The organism is Microbulbifer sp. CnH-101-G, assembly GCF_052466775.1.
This window is the reverse complement of record NZ_CP174292.1, coordinates 2,905,854-2,924,466: the sequence shown is the minus strand read 5'-3', so window position 1 is coordinate 2,924,466 and position 18,613 is coordinate 2,905,854. Positions and strand designations below refer to the sequence as shown.

Here is an 18,613-nt window from a genome sequence, read left to right as displayed (position 1 = left end):
ATAAATCCATTAAATATGCGGATTAGTACAATTTTTTTGCTATTGTCTATGTTCTAAAAATACTTTTAGCTTTATACAAAAGCATGTCCTCCGGAGATGTAATCCTGTGAAATTGTAATACCTTTGTATTAAAAGATGACTTTTGTCTTATTTGTTGGCACACTTAAGATTGAATTTTTGTTATCTGCTTCACTACCTGTTGCAGTGTTAGGGTTGATCGAATAGATTTAGCTCATACCAAATATGCTACGGACAGAAAATAATAAAAAAGTAAGAGAACGTCAGATTAAATCTTAAAGGAATGCGTGTTGGGGGAACCCAGATGAATTTGCATAAGGATTATGCGCGTCTCAAAGTTGTTTCACCGGAAAAAGTTTGTAAGGGGCCAGCAGTTGCTTTCTTAACTTCTTCGGTCAACTTACAGAGTTCAATTTTTGCGGGACATATTGAGGAAGAGTTTAATACGAGATGTTCTATCGTGCAGCGTACCCCATCTTTTTCTATTGGTGGACTAAAAGCTGATTATGTGTTGCTAGACTGCGTGGGTCTTTTGAAGTCAGATCTCGATCATTTATTGCGAGACATTCACGCCTCTATTAATCCACCCAGTATTATTCTTTTAAATGTTGATGACCCTAATGAAGTTGACTTTGTCCTGCATTGGGAGAGAGTGCTCGGGCTCATGCCTGCTAGGTCTGAGCCTGGTGTCATAATGGAACGGTTAGGCAGGATATTCTCTGGAGAGTATTGGTTTCCTAGAGAGGTATTACATAATTTTCTTCGGCAGCACAGGCGTCCCAAAAGGTGGATGAGCTCCTCCTCAAATCTCACTCAAAGAGAGAGGCAGATATTAGAGCTTATCTGCGAGTGTCGAACAAATGCTGATATTGCTGAAGTCTTATGTGTCAGTGAACACACTGTAAAAAGCCATTTGTATAAAGTCTATAAGAAGATTGGTTGTAAGAACAGGCTGGAAGCAAGTAGTTGGGCAAGTCAGAATTTGTGATATGGGAAAACTTTATTTACTTTGCTTTAAGCTTTTATTGGTTTTTTCTTTAGGAGTCTTGCCAGTCTCATCAATTTCTCAGGAGTCAGTACTTTCTGAGAGCGAAGAGTCCATTCTTACTGGACTAGTTATAGATAATACAGTGAGCGGTATAGGGCATGAGTTTGCACGCTCTCTTTCTCTTTATATTTCGTCCAATCTATCAGACTTTGATTATAACCTTACTGTTCATGAGAGGCCCTCTGCGAGATGGGGTAGTGTTGTATGGGTAGATTATGAAAATAAAGAAGTATTTAGGACTGTTATCTATCCAGGTCGAAGGCGTTTTGGTCAGGTAGTTGAGCAAGCTGTCGCTCAAATAAACAACAATGTTAGGCAGCAGAGACTGCAGGCATTATTTTCACAAAATTTAGATTTGGCCGGGGAGGAGCTGTAGTGCGGTTCTCATTACTTTTGGTTGCTATTCTGTTGTCTACTTCTGTTTCTGCGACAGAACTTATATATACCCCAGTAAACCCATCTTTTGGAGGTAACCCTCTCAATGGTAATTATTTATTAAACAACGCCAGTGCACAGAATAGTAAGAAGGATCCTAAAGCAGGGAAATCGCCTTACTCTGATTCATCATCACTCGATAGATTTACAGATACCCTTGAGTCAAGACTGTTATCTCAGTTACTTACTGATGTTGGCAATGGTAATGACGGTACTTTGGTAACTGATGATTTCATTGTAAATATACTCGATGTAGATGGTACTTTGACTATAACTATTACAGATGCTGTCACAGGAGAGCTTTCTGAGATTGTAGTCGTTGGCCTAAATCCCGGTAACTGATTTAATTGGCCAGCGGATGGTTTGTTTTTATGGGTGGTGGTGATGGCGGTGAGAATAATATTTATAGTTTCTGTTTTACTTTTGAGTGGTTGTACTTTTTTTCAAGATACTGGTGAGGCCTTATTTGGTCCTGGAGAACAGAAAGCCACTCTAACGGACAGAATGAGTACTTATGCGGATCTATTGAGTCTGCCACCCCCTAGGGGAAAGATTGTGGTAGCTGTTTATGGCTTTAGCGATCAAACTGGTCAATATAGGCCAGCTCCATCCAGCTCTTTCTCTACTGCCGTAACACAAGGCGCTGCCTCAATGCTTGTTCAAGTGCTCAATGAGTCAGGTTGGTTTGTCACTCTAGAGCGGGAAGGGTTACAAAACTTGCTTACTGAACGGAAAATAATTCGAGCAGCAATCAAAGAGCAAGAATCTTCAGCACCATTCGAACTGCCATCCTTAATGTCCGCCAATATAATGTTGGAGGGCGGGATAGTCGCCTATGATACCAATATTAAAACTGGTGGTGCCGGCGCCCGTTATTTCGGAATTGGACTCAATGAACAATATCGAGTAGATGAAGTTACTGTTAACTTACGCGCAGTTGATGTTAGAACTGGTAGAGTTTTAAATAGTATTCTGACAAGCAAAAAAATCCTATCAAGGCAAATACAGGGTGATGTTTATACATTCGTGGAGTATAAACGATTGCTAGAAATTGAAGCAGGGATGACGACCAATGACCCCGCTCAGCTTTGTGTTCTTTCTGCGATTGAGTCAGCAGTCATACATTTAATCGCCAACGGTGTAACCAACAATTTATGGGCAATGCAAGATGTTAATGAATTTCCTAGCTCTGTGCTGAGTGAATATGCAGATGCTACTGTGAAAATACTTTAAATAATTTTCGATTATTTTTTTTTATATCTGTCGGCTATATTTTAAAAAAGCTTACGCTCTTTTACTTTTAGGGGATATTTCCTTGTGTTTGAGCGTAAGTTTGTGTAATTTGTGCGGCTTCCCATCTGGCCTCTTATTGGTCTCTTAGAAAATCCTCTTAATCATCAAGAGTCTCATACAAAAGTCTTAAGATTTTCGCATTATTTTTAAGAAAAATATTCTTTCTTCTGATTTATTGTCCCTTCTTATATTTCTATAGTTGTCTCCGGTGGGCGAAGTCGCTCTTGCTTCAATTTCACTAAGGGAGATTTGGGTGGGCGCTATCAAGGCGAGTTTTTATTTTTTACTCCTGCTGGTTACCTGTATTCCCGCTGTTTGGGCAGGCGATTTGGATGGCTACGATGAGCTGTCCTCTGGTCAGGGGACGCTGGATCTTATGTTACAGCGTGATGAATCTATTACGGGCCAACTGGCTGAAGTTGTTCAGAGTGGGGACTATAACGTTGCCGAAGCATCCCAGTTTGGACAGTACAACCAAGTTTTTCTGGTTCAAGAAGGCTATTCGAATGAAGCTGTAATTCAGCAGGCTGGTGAATATAACTACGCAGCCATTTCCCAGTCTGGTGCTTATAACCAGGCAACAGCTATTCAAAATGGAATAGATAATATTGCCCTCATCAATCAGGTGGGTAATGCCAATTCAGCCAATATCATCCAAAACGGAGATGGCCTATTTGGATTTGTCGCGCAGTTCGGTGACAACCATGCAGTGCAAGTAGTTCAATATGACTAAAGCACTGTTTCTTTTTGTTCGTATTTGTTTATTTAGTCTGATGGAGATGCATAAATGAAAAAGCTTTCACTTGCTGCTGCGATTGCAATGCTTGTTGGTGCTGGGCAGGCCATGGCCGATAGTAATTATGGTGATCAGTTACAGACTGGCAATAATAATGCTGCAGACATTTACCAAATGTTTGAGTCCACCAATAACGCTGCTTACCAATGGCAAGAAGGTGACGATAACCGCGCTAATGCAAGCCAGTCTTCAGCCGATGCTAACTATATTGACCAGACCCAGGTAGGTAACCGCAACTATTCTGAAACTGATCAATATAATCAAAATGGCTCACAGGCCTATACTTTCCAGCAGGGCGAGGGTAACCAAGGTGTTATTCACCAGTGGGATGGTGCGAGAAACACAGCTTACGCTACTCAAATTGGTAGTGAAAACACCATGCACCTGGATCAGTACACCGAGGCTAATGACAATACCCTTGATGCAGTTCAAGACGGTAATGACAATATGGCCGCCCTGCAGCAAGATGGCAACGGCAACTTGTTTGTCAGCACCCAAGCAGGTGATGGCAACAGTGTTTGGAGCAGCACTTGGTACAGCTCGGCAGATGGCTTCTTAGGTGGTCAGGTCGGTGAAGGTAACGTTGGCTTCGTCTATCAGGGCGGCGTAGAAAACACGGCTAACCTGGTACAGACTGGCGATTACAATTACTTGGATTTATCCCAGGATGGTGCCAATAACGTTACCACTATTGCCCAGACTGGTACCGGCAACTCCAGCGCAGCCGGTCAATACGGCGATGCCAACGTGATGACTGTTACTCAGAATGACACTAATAACATCGGTGATATGTACCAGTATGGCAACAACAATGCTGCTACTCTGGTACAAAATGGTGACCTAAACTGGACTGAGTTCTCCCAGTCAGGGGACCTGAACGTAGCAACCATTGACCAGTCTGGTAGCGCTAACTCAGCCTTCGGCTATACCGATGGCATGGCCAATACGCTAGATATTGATCAGGCCGGTGAGCTGAACCTGGCTGAAATCCACCAAGACATGGGGGAATTCAACTTAATGGTTGTATCTCAAACTGGCTTTGAGCACGGTGCTCACCTGGGACAATCTGGTAGCGAAAACGCTACTTTTGTTACCCAGACAGGCAACTTCAACATGGCGAGTGTCCACCAGATGGGTAACGGCAATATGGCTGCAGTTTCCCAAAACTAATACAGCTATAGCGACTGTTGTCAGTACCTCTCCCCGTTTAGGGGAGGGGTTTTTTATTGGTCGAATATAAAATCCAACTTTCGCTTGTTTGAGCAGCTCTTTGCCTAGATGCTTCTTTGCCCGCTCAGATTAAGAGTAAGTTCCAGGAGACCATTCCATGGGGACCGATATTGGCTCCCACCCTTAATTGAGGAATCCACAGCTCTGGCTTTTAGCAGAAGAGCCTCCAGTTTGTGGGGCGTTAAGCGGGATAACGCAGCTTGTATGAGCGGTTGGCGCTTTTGTATACGAACCAGTCTTGCTATGGGCTGCCCTTGGTTGAGTTTTTCACCTAGCTCTAACAGTGAGCGTATCTCTCTTGTCAGGGCCCAGAGTACCACCGGTGGCTCAATACCTTCTGCACGTAAACCCTGCAAAGTCTTAATCGCTTTTTCAGGCTCTCCCGCCAGTGCCCGGTCAATTAGGTCAAAAACACTATAGCGAGCAGAGCTGGTAACACTCTGCTCCAGTTGCTCAACAGTTATTGTTGCGCCGTCATTATTTAAAAGCTTAAGCTTTTCGATCTCCTGGCTGGCAGCAAGTAGATTGCCCTCTACCCGTTCAGCTAGAATTTTTATAGCTTCCTTCTCGGCGGTTAACCCCGTGGAATTCATTCTTTGGCTAATCCAGTGTGGCATCTCCTGGGCGCTGACCGGCCAAATTTGTACCAGCACACCTTCCTGCTCAAGGACTTTAATCCATTTACTATTGAGCTGAGACTTATCAAGCTTGGGCAGAATCAGCAGTAATATTAAATCCTGGCTGGCAAGCGAGGAAAATTCCTGCAAGGCTTTGCTACCCTTATCCCCTGGCTTGCCACCGGGTGCGCGCAGCTCAATAAGTTTTTTTTCCGCAAACAGGGACATATTTCCGGCTGAGGCAAGTAATAATCCCCAATCGAAATTGTGTTCAGCATGAAGAAGTTCGCGCTCGCCAAAACCGTTTTTTTTTGCTGCCACACGTATTTGGTCGCAACACTCCTGTACAAGGAGTGGTTCATCGCCTGAGATGATATAAACCGGCGCCAGCCCTTTTCTAAGCTGCTGGGAAAGTTGTTGGGGGTTGATACGCATGGCGGAGCTACCTAGTAGCTCTTGTCTTGCAGTGGTGCATTGACATCAATACGGCGCAGACGGTTGATCATCCGGCTAATAAGTTCCCGGCGCATCTCTGCACGTAAGAGACGCTCCTCTTCCCCTTTACTGACAATTTCTGAAACGTCCCACTCCAGTGATCTGTAGACATCGGCCTGCGCTTTATTTAAAAGCACTTCGCCACTATGTGTTCGTACACTATAAATAGCGCTAGTAATCAATTCGTACTCAGAAGCCCGACCTTCAGAATCCACCGCAACAGTAAGCTTACGTTCCATTTCCTTGTGAATAGTGAGTAGGTAATCTGCCTCAATAGGAGATGCGGCAACAGGGACCCCACCATTTTCCAGAAGGCGGCTGATTTCATCCGCAATATCACTGCGTGGATTTTCACTGGAAATATAAATGGTGCTGCCAGGAGGAAAGTTCTTTGGAGCTCCGCGTAGGTGCCAACCGCAACTGGCGGTGGTCACAATGGCAAATAGAAGGACGATACGACGTGCGATTATTTTCATAAACTACCTGGCTTTTTTGTACCAGTAAACAGGGATTTTGCAGATACGAGCCGGGAGCAAGGTGCTCCCGGCTGACGGTTGGTTTTTACTGCGCGGATTTTTTACTTCGCGACAATATTTACCAGTTTGCCCGGTACGACAATAACTTTGCGTACAGTGGCATCGCCGATAAATTTCTGGACGTTCTCATCGGCAAGGGCGAGCTTTTCCAAACTCTCTTTGTCCGCATCAGCAGGCGCATCCAGCTTTGCACGTACTTTACCATTGACTTGAACAACCAAGGTAATGGACGTACGCACAAGTGCTTTTTCATCTACTACTGGCCAGGGAGCGTCGATCAAGGCGCTGGTATTACCAAGGATTTGCCACAGTTGGTGGCAAATATGTGGAGTTACCGGAGCCAGTAGCAAGACTGCTGCCTGCAGGGCCTCTCTCTCTACTGCAAGCCCTTGCTCACTACTGCGATCCGCTAGCTTGCCCACCTCATTGAGAAGCTCCATCACTGCGGCGACAGCAGTGTTAAAGGTTTGGCGGCGGCCATAGTCGTCGCCCACTTTCTGAATCGTCTCGTGGGTTTTACGACGCAGTTGTTGCTGTTGGTCGGTTAAGGATTGCTGGTCAATCTGAGTGCTGCAGGTGCCTGTGGCAACATGCGAATGTACGGTCTTCCACAGTTTGCGCAGGAAACGGCTGGCGCCTTCAACGCCGGCATCGTGCCACTCGAGGGTCTGCTCGGGAGGAGCGGCAAACATGGTGAATAGGCGAACCGTATCGGCACCGTATTCTTTAACAGCGGCATGGGGATCGATGCCGTTGTTTTTTGACTTGGACATCTTAACAACGCCGCCGGCGACCACTTCCTCACCGGTTGCGCGCTCGACCGCTTTAATGGGTTTGCCCTTGTCATCGCGCTCCACGTCTACATCGGCGGGGTTGATCCAGGTTTTATGGCCATTTTCTTCTTTATAGAAAGACTCGGCTAAAACCATGCCCTGGCACAGCAGCTGCTTGAAGGGTTCATCGCTGTTGACCAGCCCCTCATCCCGCATCAGCTTATGGAAGAAGCGTGCATAGAGGAGGTGCAGGATGGCGTGTTCGATACCACCTACATACTGGTCGACAGGCAACCAATAGTTGGCGCGATCAGGGTCGAGCATACCCTCTTTAAAATCCGGGCAGGTGTAGCGTGCGTAGTACCAGCTGGATTCCATGAAGGTATCGAAGGTATCTGTCTCGCGCTCGACCGGCGTACCATTGAGTTCATCCTTGCGCCATTCAGGGTCCGCTTTAATGGGGGATTGAACGCCGTCCAGCTCCACATCTTCCGGCAGCAAAATGGGCAGCTTATCGGCTGGCACGGGGATCTCGCCACCGTCCGCCAGGTTGAACATGGGAATAGGAGCGCCCCAGTAGCGTTGGCGGGACACGCCCCAGTCGCGCAGACGGTAATTGGTGGTTACCCGTCCCTTACCAGCGGCAATCAGCACTTCGGATATTGCGGTAAAGGCACCATCAAAATCCAGGCCATCGAAATTGCCGGAATTTACCAGCTTGCCTTTTTCAGTGAAGGCTTCCTTGTCCAGATCAATCTCCTGGCCATTGGTGGGAGCGATGACCTGGGTTATTGGTAGCTGGTACTTGTGTGCAAATTCCCAGTCGCGTTGATCGTGAGCGGGTACGGCCATAACGGCACCGGAGCCATAATCCATCAGAACATAGTTGGCTACCCAGACGGAGACTTCCTCCCCACTGATGGGGTGGATGGCCTTGAGACCGGTATCCATGCCTTTCTTGTCCATGGTGGCCATGTCGGCCTCGGACAGGGACTGCTTTTTGCACTCCGCGATAAAGGTTTTCAGCTCCGGGTTAGATTCTGCCAATTCCAGTGCAATAGGGTGTTCGGCGGCGAGGGATACATAGGTGACGCCCATCAGGGTGTCTGGGCGGGTGGTGTATACATCGAAATAGTCCATTCCAGCCACAGTGGTGGGCAGGCTAAAGCTCAGCTCCACACCGCGACTCTTGCCGATCCAGTTGCGCTGCATGGTGCGCACCTGTTCTGGCCACTCCGGCAGCTTATCCAGGTCCTCGAGAAGTTCTTCGGCATAGTCGGTGATCTTGATAAACCACTGGGCCAGCTCGCGTCTTTCCACGGTGGTGCCGCAGCGCCAGCAGGCTCCGTCTTCAACCTGTTCATTGGCGAGCACTGTCTGGTCATTGGGGCACCAGTTTACCGCGGAGTTTTTCTTGTAAACCAAGCCCTTTTCATAGAGGCGGGTGAAGAACCACTGCTCCCAGCGATAATAGGACGGCTGGCAGGTGGCCAGCTCGCGGGACCAGTCAAAGCCAAAGCCGAGGGCTTTCAACTGACCCTTCATGTAATCGATATTGGCGTAAGTCCACTTGGCCGGCGCAGTTTTATTCTGGATGGCGGCATTTTCCGCCGGTAGTCCGAAGGCATCCCAGCCCATAGGATGCAGGACATTTTTCCCCTGCATACGCTGGAAACGGGAAATGACATCGGTAATGGTGTAGTTACGCACATGGCCCATATGCAGCTTACCGCTGGGGTAGGGGAACATGGATAGGCAGTAGAACTTTTCCCTGCCGGTATCTTCCTGAACCTCAAAGCTTTTCTCTGTCTCCCAGAATTCCTGGGCGGAAGCTTCGACTGCGGAGGGGTTGTACTGCTCTTCCATTGATTGGGGACCTATACTCTGTGATCAAATTTTGCGGGGAAAATATTCAGTGTTTTAGTGGGAGAAGTTCTGGATCGGCAAGCAAAAGGATTGATTGCGATCAAGGACTTCCACCTGAGCATCTATTAGGATGCGTAAACGCGAGATTATAGGAGGGATACCGTGACGAAGGAACCGAAGTTGCCGCCGAAGGACGATCTGGCCGATGAGTTTCGTGAAGACCTGGAGGATTTGGTCGAGGGTGAACTGGCAGTAGAGAACCTTACCGCAAATAAAGTCGCTTTTCTTCGCGCCTGGTTGAAAGATGATCTACATCGGGCGGGGGACTATATGCGTGGCTTGGGAGGAGAACTATTGACTCTGGAGGAGCGCGGGGGCGACTGGTTACTGAACGCCGCGGACCCCACAGAAACGGCCTGGCCCAATCTTATGCGCTGTATCCGCGAAGGCAAACCCTGGGCCCTCGCCGGTGAGACAGTGGGGGCCGATGAGGAGTTGCAGTGCCTGGGCTGCGGTTATCTCGCCCAGCCGCCGGAGAATAGCCAAATTACTCCCTGTCACCGCTGTGGATATGGTTGTTTCAGGCAGATAGAAGGCGGCCTTGAGTATTGAGTGAGCTGTATAAAATAGCGACCAATATGCTGATGCCGCCCCTGGCGCCAATGCTGGGGTTACTTGCGGCATTCTTTATTCGCTTTTTTCCAGAGGGTTCTCTGCTGGAGAAGTCTTCCCTGCCACTGGCGGTTTTTTCATTTTGCCTGCTTTGGCTCAGTGCCACCCCAGCTTTTTCCAGCTGGCTCGGCAAGTGTCTGGGCTCAACGACAGACTTGCCAGATACGGCGCCAGCACCCCAAGCTTTGGTGGTGCTGGGTGGAGGGGTTTATCGGGACGGTGAATCTGGCTATGAAACTCTGTCCACATCCAGTATGGAGCGGGTGCTTTGGGCGGCTCAGCAGGGACCAGAAGACATGCCAATCCTGGTGTCTGGCGGTCGTGTCTCACCGGATGAGCATGCCTCTGAATCACAACTGATGGCAGACTTACTGAAAGGGTTGTCCCGTCCGGTGAGTTGGCGTGATGCTTGCAGTCACACTACCGCAGAGAACGCGGTAAACAGCGCAGCGATATTGCAGGGCGCAGGTGTGGATACTATTGTGCTCGCCACTCATTGGTGGCACATGCCCAGGGCCGCTGCGGTCTTTAAACGAGCGGGACTAAAGGTACAGCCCTTACCGGTGGGCAGTATTTCTGAGTTGTCACCGAGGGCACGGGGTAGGGTTTTACACTGGATACCCAATGCGGAGGCGCTGTTACAAACTCAGACCTATTGGAGAGAGCTCATGGCGCAGGTATGGTATCAATTTCGACCGCTTCCACAGGCAAAAAAGTGCTGAGGAACTTTTGTGGCGAAGGGGTCTCTGAGATTTATTAAGCATGAGGGAGTAGGCGTCGGTTAGGGAATGCATCTGTTTTATTGGCTAGTTGTATCGGGCAAATAGACGACTGGCGCCACAGATCTCACCCGCTGATTACTACTTAATATGGAGTAGCGACTGTGGATAACAACCATAACAATAAACGAGATAACCTTATGATGAAGGGCATCCCGGTTTCCTTTGCTCCCATCCAGTTACACAACAGGCTCAATCGGGCGGTATGGATTGGCTTCAAGCGTGTAGATCAGGATGGTAGAACGCTTTTTTTCCTGTGCGGTGGGGCCGAAAGTGGGGCTCAGTTAAACAAAAATTTTGAGACTTTTGCTGGGCAAATAGTCCGCGAGTTTGGTCTCGATCCAGCGGAAGTGGAGTTTATTGAACTGCGTGTCAATGCAGAGGAGTCCCAATGGTATCGCTGGCATGCGCAGTGGGTTGGCTCTGCGCCGATGGCTAGCCACGGAGATTTAGTCACTAGTGAATCTAGCCGGCGCTATCTGACCCAGGCCCTGGAGAGCGGTGTGGTCGCGGCTTAAACCAAGGCGCTTGAGCACTCTGGCAACAATAGTCTGCTTCTAGGCGCGCACCTTGTTACTGGCATTGTCTTTATCCAGTAGGTCGGCCAATGCTTGTTCCAGTGTGGGAAACTGGAAGCTGTAACCGCTATCGAGGGCGGCGTGAGGCTCCACCCTTTCACTGGCGAGGAGTAGCTCTTCTGCCATTTCCCCAAATAGTGTTTTCAGCAACCAGGCGGGTGAACGGAATAGGCATGGGCGGTGTAGTTGTTTTGCTAGTAAGCGGCTAAAGCTGTTATTGGTAACCGCCTCTGGGGCGCTCGCGTTGAAAGGTATACACAGACGCTGGTCGATAGCGTGGAGTAATAAACCCACTTCATCTTCTTCGTGAATCCAGCTCATCCAGTGCTCACCAGAACCCATTGGCCCACCGAGTCCCAGGCGAAAGGCTGGGAGCATCTTTGGTAGTGCACCGCCGCGCCTGGAGAGCACAATTGCGGTGCGTATGGTTCCAACACACATCCCAGCCCTTTGTAGTGGCTGCGTGGCCGCTTCCCAGTCACGGCATAATTGTGCGGAAAACCCTCCTCCGGGTGGGCTGTCCTCCTTGAGCAGTTCGCCGCCGCGATCTCCGTAATAACCGATAGCCGATCCTGAAAGGAAGTAACTGGGGCGCTCTCTCTGGGCGAGGGTCCATCGCACGAGTTGTTCGGTAATATTTAGACGGGAATTGCGAATCTCGGCGCGACGTTTCTCGGTCCAGCGGGTGGAAATGGGTTCCCCGGCCAGATTCACCACGACATCTACCGGTTCTTGAACCTCTTCCGGCGAGCTGCAGGCATTGACGGATTCGCCGCAGAGTTGGTGCACTTTATCGGGTTGGCGACTTAGTACTGTAAGAGTATCGCCGCGGGCTAGCCAGCGCTGGCAAAAGAGTCTGCCAATTAGGCCGGTGCCACCACTGATCAAGCAATGCATAAACAGCCCATCCCCGCCAAAATTTCACAGGTAAATTGCATGCAGCATAGCAGTCATCCCCGATTGCGGGGTGTTTTGGCAGCATGCGGTGAAGTGATTGGTGGCAGAAGATGATTACTCGGTGACGCCTCCGGGGATGGGTTTCTCAGCATTATCGGACCGCTTGCGGCTGAGAAGGAGTGCTAGGGCCATCATAGGCAGTGCCAGGGCAAACACTGAGAAAATGCCGGCGAGCATGAACGGCGTTGAGCCGCGCATAGCGCGTATATCGCCGGTCATATTTGCCCGCTCAAACTGGGGCAGCTGCTCGATGATCTGTCCGCGGGGGTCGACGATCGCGGTGACCCCGGTATTGGTGCCTCGCACAAGATAACGGCCGGTCTCTAGCGCGCGCATTTGCGCCATTTGCATATGTTGCAGCGGCCCTATGGACTCGCCAAACCAAGCATCGTTACTGATAGTTAGGAGTACCTGGGAAGTGAGGGCGCTATCCGCCACCAGGCGGGGGTAGACAATCTCATAGCAGATAAGAGGTGCCCAGCTGGCTCCCCCGGCATTGAGAGGCCCTTGCTGGTCGGGCCCGGAACGAATAAAAGAAGTGGGCAAATTGAAGAATTCAATAGTACCCCTGATCAGGTTTTCCAGTGGGACATACTCGCCAAAAGGCACCAGGTGACGCTTGTGGTAAACACTGGGGCTGCGTCCAAAGACTGCAGCGGAGTTATGTACCTTGCGGGTACCATCCTCGGAGTTATGGGTGTCGTAGAGAATACCGCTGATCAGATCGATACCGGTTTTCTCGGCATTGCGCTGCAGGGCTTGCATCAGGTTTGGGGCCTGGCCGTAAAGCATAGGCAGTGCCGCTTCCGGCCAGATAATGACATCCACATCCCGTTCGCTCAGTGAGCGAGTGCCCTCCTGGTAGCGACTGATAGTTTCTCCGCGAAACTCCGGCAGCCACTTTTTTTCCTGGGGAATATTGGCCTGAACCATCCCAACGGTGATTATGCCCCCCTCGGCCTGGGTCCACTGAATATTGGCGAGCGCAGCTCCGAGAGGCCAGGGCAGCACTGCTGCACCAATCAGTGCTATATGAGCCGGTCGCTTGAGGGGAGCCAGACGGCCGCTGGCGGCTAGAGCGAGCACGGCTCCAGAGAGGGCCAGTAACAGCCCGATACCATAGACACTCAATACCGGCGCCCAGCCAGACATCCAGGTGCCAAGATGGGCATAACCGGCGAATAGCCAGGGGAAGCCGGTAAACATCCAGCTGCGGAACCATTCACTGATAAACCAGAGCGCGGCAAAGGCGAGAGCAAAGCTAAATTTGTTGGCGGTAAAGCGACCGAGAAAAGAGAAAGGCGCCGCCAGGAGTACCGCCATGAGTGCGACAAACCCGCCGGTGAGCGCAAACCCCAGGGGAGGCGAAGAGTTGCCGAAGTTAGTGATTGAGACATAGACCCAGGAGCCACCAGTTGCATACAGGCCAAGCCCATAACAGAAGGCCAACCAAAAGGTGCTGCGTCCGCGCATTGGCTGACCGCGGGAGGCGAACAGGAGCAGCCAGGCAAATAGGGCGAGAGACAGGAGTCCACACACCCAGTAGTTGAAGGGTGCCAGGGAAAGTGTCATTAGCCCGCCGGCACCCGCACCGGCGAGAGATAATAGTATTCTTCGCATAGACTCGCTTAATCGGTAGCCGCAGCTGCGACTGTATCCCTAGCAGAGAATGTTATGACTAGACCTATAGGTGCCCGGTTCAATCTTCATCGGGCGGCTTACGCATATGGGCTACGCGCAGCAGGTGGATTTGCCGGCTGTCCGCGTAGAGTACCCGGAACAGGAAGTCTCCGAGGCGGGTGACTTCATCGCGGCCGGGCAGATGGCCGAAAGACTGCATAATCAGACCGCCAACCGTGTCGAATTCTTCATCGCTGAATTCGGAATCGAAAAATTCATTGAATTCCTCGATGGGCGTGAGTGCCTTGACGATGTAGTCATTTTCACCCACCCGGCGGATAAAGCTATCCGCTTCTTCCTCATCGGTTTCGTCTTCGATCTCACCGACGATTTCCTCGAGGATATCTTCAATGGTCACAACGCCGGAAACGCCGCCATATTCGTCGATTACAACGGCCATATGGTAGCGATTTTCACGGAACTCCCGCAGGAGGATATTCAGGCGCTTGCTCTCGGGGATGATATTGGCTGGGCGAATGATGTCTTCTAGCTGGAATGCTTCAACGCCTTTGAGAAGCAGGGGGAGCAGATCTTTGGCCAGCAGTATCCCGCGGATATCGTCGATACTCTCACCGACAACAGGGAAGCGGGAGTGGCCCGACTCGATAATCTTGGGCAGAAATACCTCGGGCTTATCCTGTAGTCCCACAACCACCATCTGCGAGCGGGGGATCATTATCTCCCGCACCTGCTGGTTGGACACATCCAGGGCACCCTCGATGATGGATAGAGCCTCGGCATCGACCAGCTGATTTTCAGCGGCGTCCTTGATGATATCCAGCAGTTCATCGCGGGACTTGGGTTCGGCAGAAAATGCACCAAACAATCTTTCCAGCCAGTTCTTCTCACTCGACCGGGGTTTGCTGGAAGAGTGACTACTTGGGGGCTCGTCTGTGGTCATGGAAGTGGCCATGCTCCGGATATCTCTCGTCTATTTCAATCAATAATCGTAAGTGGGTAATTTCATTTTGACCCCTTGTCATCCCGCCTCATCGAGAGGGATGTAGGGGTCGGCAAAGCCGAGGTGGGTCAACAGGCCCGTTTCCAGCTTTTCCATGATTTCCGCATCGCTATCTTCGATATGGTCATAACCCAGAAGGTGCAGTGTGCCATGGACCAGCATATGTGCCCAGTGCGCCTCAGTCGTTTTGTTCTGTTGCTCCGCTTCCTTTTCCACAACTGGAGCACAAATGACTAAGTCGCCCAGTATTGGTAGGTTTAATTCGGCGGGAAAGTCTGTTTGAAAAGACAGAACATTGGTCGGCTTGTCTTTGCCGCGATACTGAAAGTTGAGCTGTTGGCTCTCCGCTTCGTCGACGATGCGCACAGCCAGTTCAGCCTCTTTGCGCCGGCCGGACAGGGCATTGGTGATCCAGGTGCGGATCTTTTCATCGGAGGGCAGGTTTGTGCAGCGGCTGGCACGCTGCACATCAAGGGTCAAATCAATCATAACTCAGCGGGGGAACCTCAGGCGGCATTCTCGTCGGTTTTGCTACCGATATTAACTTCCCGCTCGGCTTCGTGAATATCGTAAGCTTCTACGATGCGCTGCACGAGGGGGTGGCGGACAACATCTTTAGCGCCGAAATGGGTAAAGCTGATACCGTTGACCTTACCGAGGACTTCTACCGCGTGGCGCAGCCCTGAGGCCTGTCCGCGCGGGAGGTCGACCTGGCTCGGGTCACCGGTAATCACCGCAGTGGAGCCGAAACCAATCCGGGTCAGGAACATTTTCATCTGCTCACGGGTGGTGTTCTGACTCTCGTCGAGGATCACAAAGGCGTTGTTGAGGGTACGTCCGCGCATATAGGCCAGGGGCGCTACCTCAATCACATTGCGCTCGATCAGTTTGCCGACGGTTTCAAAACCGAGCATTTCGTAGAGTGCGTCGTACAGTGGTCGCAGGTAAGGGTCCACTTTCTGGCTCAGGTCACCGGGAAGGAAGCCGAGTTTCTCACCGGCTTCTACTGCTGGACGCACCAGCAGGATGCGCTCCACCTGGTCTTTGAGCAGGGCTTCGACTGCACAGGCCACTGCCAGATAAGTCTTGCCGGTACCGGCTGGGCCTATGCCGAAATTAATATCGTTGCTCTGAACCGCCTGCACATACTTGCGCTGGTTTAGGCCTCGGGGGCGAACAGAACACTTCTTGGTGCGAATCAGTACCACTTGGTCGGCTTCGCTGGATTCTTCCTTCTCCCCCTTATTGAGCAGTTCCTCCACACCGGCCTGTTGTAGGGCCAGGTGTATCTCATCGGGGGTCAGTTGATCGCGCGAGCCGGTTTCCTTGTAGAGAAAGCTCAACAATTCACAGGCGGCCTTGGCTTTATCGGGCTCGCCGTAGACGGCGAACTGATTGCCGCGATTGCGGATCTCAATGTCCAGTCGCTGCTCTATTTGGCGTAGGTGTTGGTCGAACTGACCGCAGAGGTTGGCGAGGCGGCGAGCGTCGTTGGGCTCGAGGGTGATACTGTGAGCGAGGGTTTGCGTTTCCAAACTGGTTTCCGGCACCTTAATCTGTAGGGTTCATTGCTAGGGTATACCCATTTTCCCTGTATGGGAAAGCTTTGGGTGTTACCAATAGGTTCTAACTTTACCCGATTTTAATTACAGCTTGTAATTTCAGTGGTGCTGTTAGGATATTTGGGCGGCAAGGTGTGGTTTTTAAGCACACCTTGCCTGGATTTAAAGTAATCCCTAACCCTTAGAACAGGTCCTCTTCCAGCTCCGAGGTAATCAGTGTGCCGCGCAGGGAGTTTGGCAGGGCCTCCTCAATCAGGACATCGGCAAATTTGCCAATCAGGGCCAGGTCATCGGCGCGGAAGTTAACCACTCGGTTGTTTTCGGTGCGCCCTTGCAGTTGACCGGGGTCTTTCTTGGAAACTCCGGTCACAAGAACCCGTTCGGTATTGCCGACCATATGCCGCGCGATAGCCTGGGCCTGCTGGTTGATACGGTTTTGTAGTAGCTGCAGGCGCTCTTTTTTAACCTCTTCCGGGGTGTCGTCGGGCAGGTCAGCTGCCGGGGTGCCCGGGCGCGGTGAGTAGATAAAGCTGAAAGAGAGGTCAAAGCCCACTTCCTGAATCAGATTCATAGTGGCTTCGAAGTCCCTGTCAGTTTCACCGGGGAAGCCCACGATAAAGTCAGAGGACAGGCAGATATCCGGGCGTATTTTCTTCAGGCGGCGGATCTTAGACTTGTATTCCAATGCGGTGTGGCCGCGTTTCATCGCCATCAAAATGCGATCGGAACCACTCTGTACCGGCAGGTGCAGGTGGCTGACCAGTTCTGGTACCTGTGCATAGACGTCGATCAAAGCGTCAGAGAACTCCACTGGGTGCGAAGTGGTGTAACGGATGCGGTCGATGCCGTCTATAGCGGCCACATAGGTGATCAGCTCGGCGAAATCCACCTCTTGTCCATCCACTCCGGCAGCGCGGTAAGCGTTGACATTCTGGCCCAGCAGGTTGACTTCTCGCACGCCCTGTTCTGCCAGGTGGGCGACTTCCTCCAGTACATCGGCAACTGGCCGGCTCACTTCCTCGCCGCGGGTGTAGGGCACTACACAGAAGGTGCAGTACTTGGAACAACCTTCCATAATGGAGACAAAGGCGGTGGCGCCATCGGCCTCGGGTTGCGGCAGTCGGTCGAACTTCTCGATCTCCGGGAAGCTGATATCCACAACCACTACGCCATTTTTCTGCTCTTTGGTTTCCATCATTTCCGGCAGGCGGTGCAGAGTTTGTGGGCCGAAGATCAAGTCAACATAGGGGGCGCGCTTGGCGATTGCCTCGCCTTCCTGGCTGGCCACGCAGCCACCAACGCCGATAACCAGCTCGGGATTTTTTTCCTTGAGACGTCTCCAGCGACCCAACTGATGGAACAGTTTTTCCTGGGCCTTCTCGCGAATAGAACAGGTATTGACCAGTAGTACGTCCGCCTCTTCGGGATCGTCGGTGGGTACCATCGCGTGTGACTCGCCGAGCAGATCGCGCATCCTGGCGGAATCGTACTCATTCATTTGGCAGCCGTGGGTTTTGATGTATAGCTTTTTCGCCGGTGTATCGGACATATCGTGCCTGATTAAAAACTGGTCAATTAAACGGGTGGGGCATTATAGCGACAGGACCCGGTACTGCATAGATGGCTATATTAGCGCTTGAGAACCTGTGCTATTCTTGCGCGCTTTTTCGGGCATTGCCCGCTTTCTGAACAACTTCGAGCTTCGGGGTATTCCCCATCCTGAGAGACCTATGGCCAACCCGATATATAAAGTGATTTTCCACAACCAGAACCAGGTATATGAACTCTATGCCCGGGCGATTTATCAGAGCGATATGTACGGCTTTATTGAGGTCGAGGAGTTCGTATTCGGTGAGAAAGCCCAGCTGGTAGTGGACCCTAGCGAAGAAAAGCTGAAAACTGAGTTTGCCTCGGTAACCCGTTCCTATATCCCTATGCACAGCATTGTGCGAATCGATGAAGTGGAAAAAGAGGGGACCGGCAAAATTGTCGAGGTTAAAGGCGATAAAGTGGCTAAATTCCCCTTCGCCCCGCCCATTCGCCATCCCCAGGATACCGAGTAATTAGCCATCCTTTTCACCGGATCAGCGGGCCTTCGGGCAGGCTGATTCGGGCGCCTAAAACCCTCGCAGTCTGCCGGGTTTCACTGCAATATAAGCTTCAATAAAGGTCCTCCGGACTGTCATCAAATCGCTGCAAAGTGACAGCGCAGGCGATCACCGGACTTATTGGTATTTAATTGATATTTAATAAGTGCCCGCCTGTTCGCGGCTTGCAAGCTATTGACTGATAAATTCCACTGTGGCGCCAGGTTGGC

The 18,613-nt window shown here is 50.9% G+C and carries 19 protein-coding genes; 10 read left to right on the top strand and 9 right to left on the bottom strand.

Features of this window, described 5'->3' with window-relative positions; all coding sequences use genetic code 11:
- Positions 1–322 precede the first annotated feature (322 nt).
- The 6 genes from ACJJID_RS12945 to ACJJID_RS12920 all read left to right on the top strand — a co-directional run bounded on the left by ACJJID_RS12945 (position 323) and on the right by ACJJID_RS12920 (position 4,760).
- Positions 323–1,006 carry a response regulator transcription factor gene (locus ACJJID_RS12945; protein WP_444919839.1) on the top strand — a complete coding sequence of 228 codons (684 nt, stop codon included), beginning with the start codon at positions 323–325 and terminating at the stop codon, positions 1,004–1,006.
- 1 nt (position 1,007) lies between these two features.
- Positions 1,008–1,442: a curli production assembly/transport protein CsgE gene (locus ACJJID_RS12940; RefSeq protein WP_444919838.1), complete on the top strand. Its 435-nt coding sequence runs from the start codon at positions 1,008–1,010 to the stop codon at positions 1,440–1,442.
- On the top strand, positions 1,442–1,843 hold the full coding sequence (locus tag ACJJID_RS12935; RefSeq protein WP_152454646.1) for a curli assembly protein CsgF: 402 nt from the start codon (positions 1,442–1,444) through the stop codon (positions 1,841–1,843). Before ACJJID_RS12940 ends, ACJJID_RS12935 begins: the two co-directional genes overlap by 1 nt.
- A 42-nt stretch (positions 1,844–1,885) precedes the next feature.
- Entirely contained in the window at positions 1,886–2,734 is an 849-nt protein-coding gene (locus tag ACJJID_RS12930) for a CsgG/HfaB family protein (RefSeq protein ID WP_444919837.1), read from the top strand.
- A gap of 313 nt (positions 2,735–3,047) precedes the next feature.
- Entirely contained in the window at positions 3,048–3,527 is a 480-nt protein-coding gene (locus ACJJID_RS12925; RefSeq protein ID WP_444919836.1) for a hypothetical protein, read from the top strand.
- Positions 3,528–3,581: 54 nt separating this feature from the next.
- Positions 3,582–4,760, top strand: coding sequence for a hypothetical protein (locus ACJJID_RS12920; protein WP_444919835.1), 1,179 nt, complete (start codon positions 3,582–3,584; stop codon positions 4,758–4,760).
- Between the two features lie 104 nt (positions 4,761–4,864).
- Here ACJJID_RS12920 and holA read toward each other — a convergent pair whose 3' ends face one another.
- The 3 genes from holA to leuS form a co-directional block, all read right to left on the bottom strand.
- Entirely contained in the window at positions 4,865–5,872 is a 1,008-nt protein-coding gene (gene holA, locus ACJJID_RS12915) for a DNA polymerase III subunit delta (RefSeq protein WP_444919834.1), read from the bottom strand.
- Positions 5,873–5,883: 11 nt separating this feature from the next.
- Positions 5,884–6,408, bottom strand: coding sequence for an LPS-assembly lipoprotein LptE (locus ACJJID_RS12910; RefSeq protein WP_444919833.1), 525 nt, complete (start codon positions 6,406–6,408; stop codon positions 5,884–5,886).
- A gap of 101 nt (positions 6,409–6,509) precedes the next feature.
- Complete coding sequence (gene leuS, locus ACJJID_RS12905; protein WP_444919832.1) at positions 6,510–9,107, bottom strand: leucine--tRNA ligase; 2,598 nt, start codon at positions 9,105–9,107, stop codon at positions 6,510–6,512.
- A 162-nt stretch (positions 9,108–9,269) separates the two neighbouring features.
- On the opposite strand from leuS, the gene ACJJID_RS12900 reads away from it, so the two are divergent.
- The 3 genes from ACJJID_RS12900 (at position 9,270) to ACJJID_RS12890 (ending at position 11,076) form a co-directional block, all read left to right on the top strand.
- Complete coding sequence (locus ACJJID_RS12900; protein WP_152454639.1) at positions 9,270–9,719, top strand: zinc ribbon-containing protein; 450 nt, start codon at positions 9,270–9,272, stop codon at positions 9,717–9,719.
- Positions 9,716–10,501, top strand: coding sequence for a YdcF family protein (locus ACJJID_RS12895; RefSeq protein ID WP_444919831.1), 786 nt, complete (start codon positions 9,716–9,718; stop codon positions 10,499–10,501). The genes ACJJID_RS12900 and ACJJID_RS12895 overlap by 4 nt, the downstream gene beginning before the upstream one ends.
- Before the next feature lie 197 nt (positions 10,502–10,698).
- Entirely contained in the window at positions 10,699–11,076 is a 378-nt protein-coding gene (locus tag ACJJID_RS12890; RefSeq protein ID WP_444919830.1) for a hypothetical protein, read from the top strand.
- Positions 11,077–11,115: 39 nt separating this feature from the next.
- On the opposite strand, the gene ACJJID_RS12885 is transcribed toward ACJJID_RS12890, so the two are convergent.
- From ACJJID_RS12885 to miaB, 6 genes are all read right to left on the bottom strand, one after another.
- Entirely contained in the window at positions 11,116–12,033 is a 918-nt protein-coding gene (locus ACJJID_RS12885; RefSeq protein ID WP_444919829.1) for a TIGR01777 family oxidoreductase, read from the bottom strand.
- A gap of 114 nt (positions 12,034–12,147) precedes the next feature.
- Positions 12,148–13,713 carry an apolipoprotein N-acyltransferase gene (gene lnt / locus ACJJID_RS12880; RefSeq protein WP_444919828.1) on the bottom strand — a complete coding sequence of 522 codons (1,566 nt, stop codon included), beginning with the start codon at positions 13,711–13,713 and terminating at the stop codon, positions 12,148–12,150.
- 79 nt (positions 13,714–13,792) lie between these two features.
- Positions 13,793–14,686 carry an HlyC/CorC family transporter gene (locus ACJJID_RS12875; protein WP_371416930.1) on the bottom strand — a complete coding sequence of 298 codons (894 nt, stop codon included), beginning with the start codon at positions 14,684–14,686 and terminating at the stop codon, positions 13,793–13,795.
- Between the two features lie 66 nt (positions 14,687–14,752).
- Positions 14,753–15,223, bottom strand: a complete 471-nt coding sequence (gene ybeY / locus ACJJID_RS12870; RefSeq protein WP_444919827.1) for an rRNA maturation RNase YbeY — start codon at positions 15,221–15,223, stop codon at positions 14,753–14,755.
- Between the two features lie 17 nt (positions 15,224–15,240).
- On the bottom strand, positions 15,241–16,269 hold the full coding sequence (locus tag ACJJID_RS12865) for a PhoH family protein (RefSeq protein ID WP_444919826.1): 1,029 nt from the start codon (positions 16,267–16,269) through the stop codon (positions 15,241–15,243).
- 208 nt (positions 16,270–16,477) lie between these two features.
- Positions 16,478–17,845 carry a tRNA (N6-isopentenyl adenosine(37)-C2)-methylthiotransferase MiaB gene (gene miaB / locus ACJJID_RS12860; RefSeq protein ID WP_152454632.1) on the bottom strand — a complete coding sequence of 456 codons (1,368 nt, stop codon included), beginning with the start codon at positions 17,843–17,845 and terminating at the stop codon, positions 16,478–16,480.
- A gap of 181 nt (positions 17,846–18,026) precedes the next feature.
- Here miaB and ACJJID_RS12855 point away from each other — a divergent pair, with 181 nt between their 5' ends.
- Positions 18,027–18,359: a DUF1820 family protein gene (locus ACJJID_RS12855; protein WP_172975496.1), complete on the top strand. Its 333-nt coding sequence runs from the start codon at positions 18,027–18,029 to the stop codon at positions 18,357–18,359.
- Positions 18,360–18,613: the final 254 nt, after the last annotated feature.

Bases quoted from the DNA above. Each gene is read 5' to 3' on its own strand.
- ACJJID_RS12945 (WP_444919839.1), top strand. From the start codon at position 323: ATGAATTTGCATAAGGATTATGCGCGTCTCAAAGTTGTTTCACCGGAA.
- ACJJID_RS12940 (WP_444919838.1), top strand. From the start codon at position 1,008: ATGGGAAAACTTTATTTACTTTGCTTTAAGCTTTTATTGGTTTTTTCT.
- ACJJID_RS12930 (WP_444919837.1), top strand. From the start codon at position 1,886: ATGGCGGTGAGAATAATATTTATAGTTTCTGTTTTACTTTTGAGTGGT.
- ACJJID_RS12920 (WP_444919835.1), top strand. From the start codon at position 3,582: ATGAAAAAGCTTTCACTTGCTGCTGCGATTGCAATGCTTGTTGGTGCT.
- holA (WP_444919834.1), bottom strand. From the start codon at position 5,872: ATGCGTATCAACCCCCAACAACTTTCCCAGCAGCTTAGAAAAGGGCTG.
- ACJJID_RS12910 (WP_444919833.1), bottom strand. From the start codon at position 6,408: ATGAAAATAATCGCACGTCGTATCGTCCTTCTATTTGCCATTGTGACC.
- leuS (WP_444919832.1), bottom strand. From the start codon at position 9,107: ATGGAAGAGCAGTACAACCCCTCCGCAGTCGAAGCTTCCGCCCAGGAA.
- ACJJID_RS12890 (WP_444919830.1), top strand. From the start codon at position 10,699: ATGATGAAGGGCATCCCGGTTTCCTTTGCTCCCATCCAGTTACACAAC.
- ACJJID_RS12885 (WP_444919829.1), bottom strand. From the start codon at position 12,033: ATGCATTGCTTGATCAGTGGTGGCACCGGCCTAATTGGCAGACTCTTT.
- lnt (WP_444919828.1), bottom strand. From the start codon at position 13,713: ATGCGAAGAATACTATTATCTCTCGCCGGTGCGGGTGCCGGCGGGCTA.
- ACJJID_RS12875 (WP_371416930.1), bottom strand. From the start codon at position 14,686: ATGGCCACTTCCATGACCACAGACGAGCCCCCAAGTAGTCACTCTTCC.
- ybeY (WP_444919827.1), bottom strand. From the start codon at position 15,223: ATGATTGATTTGACCCTTGATGTGCAGCGTGCCAGCCGCTGCACAAAC.
- miaB (WP_152454632.1), bottom strand. From the start codon at position 17,845: ATGTCCGATACACCGGCGAAAAAGCTATACATCAAAACCCACGGCTGC.
- ACJJID_RS12855 (WP_172975496.1), top strand. From the start codon at position 18,027: ATGGCCAACCCGATATATAAAGTGATTTTCCACAACCAGAACCAGGTA.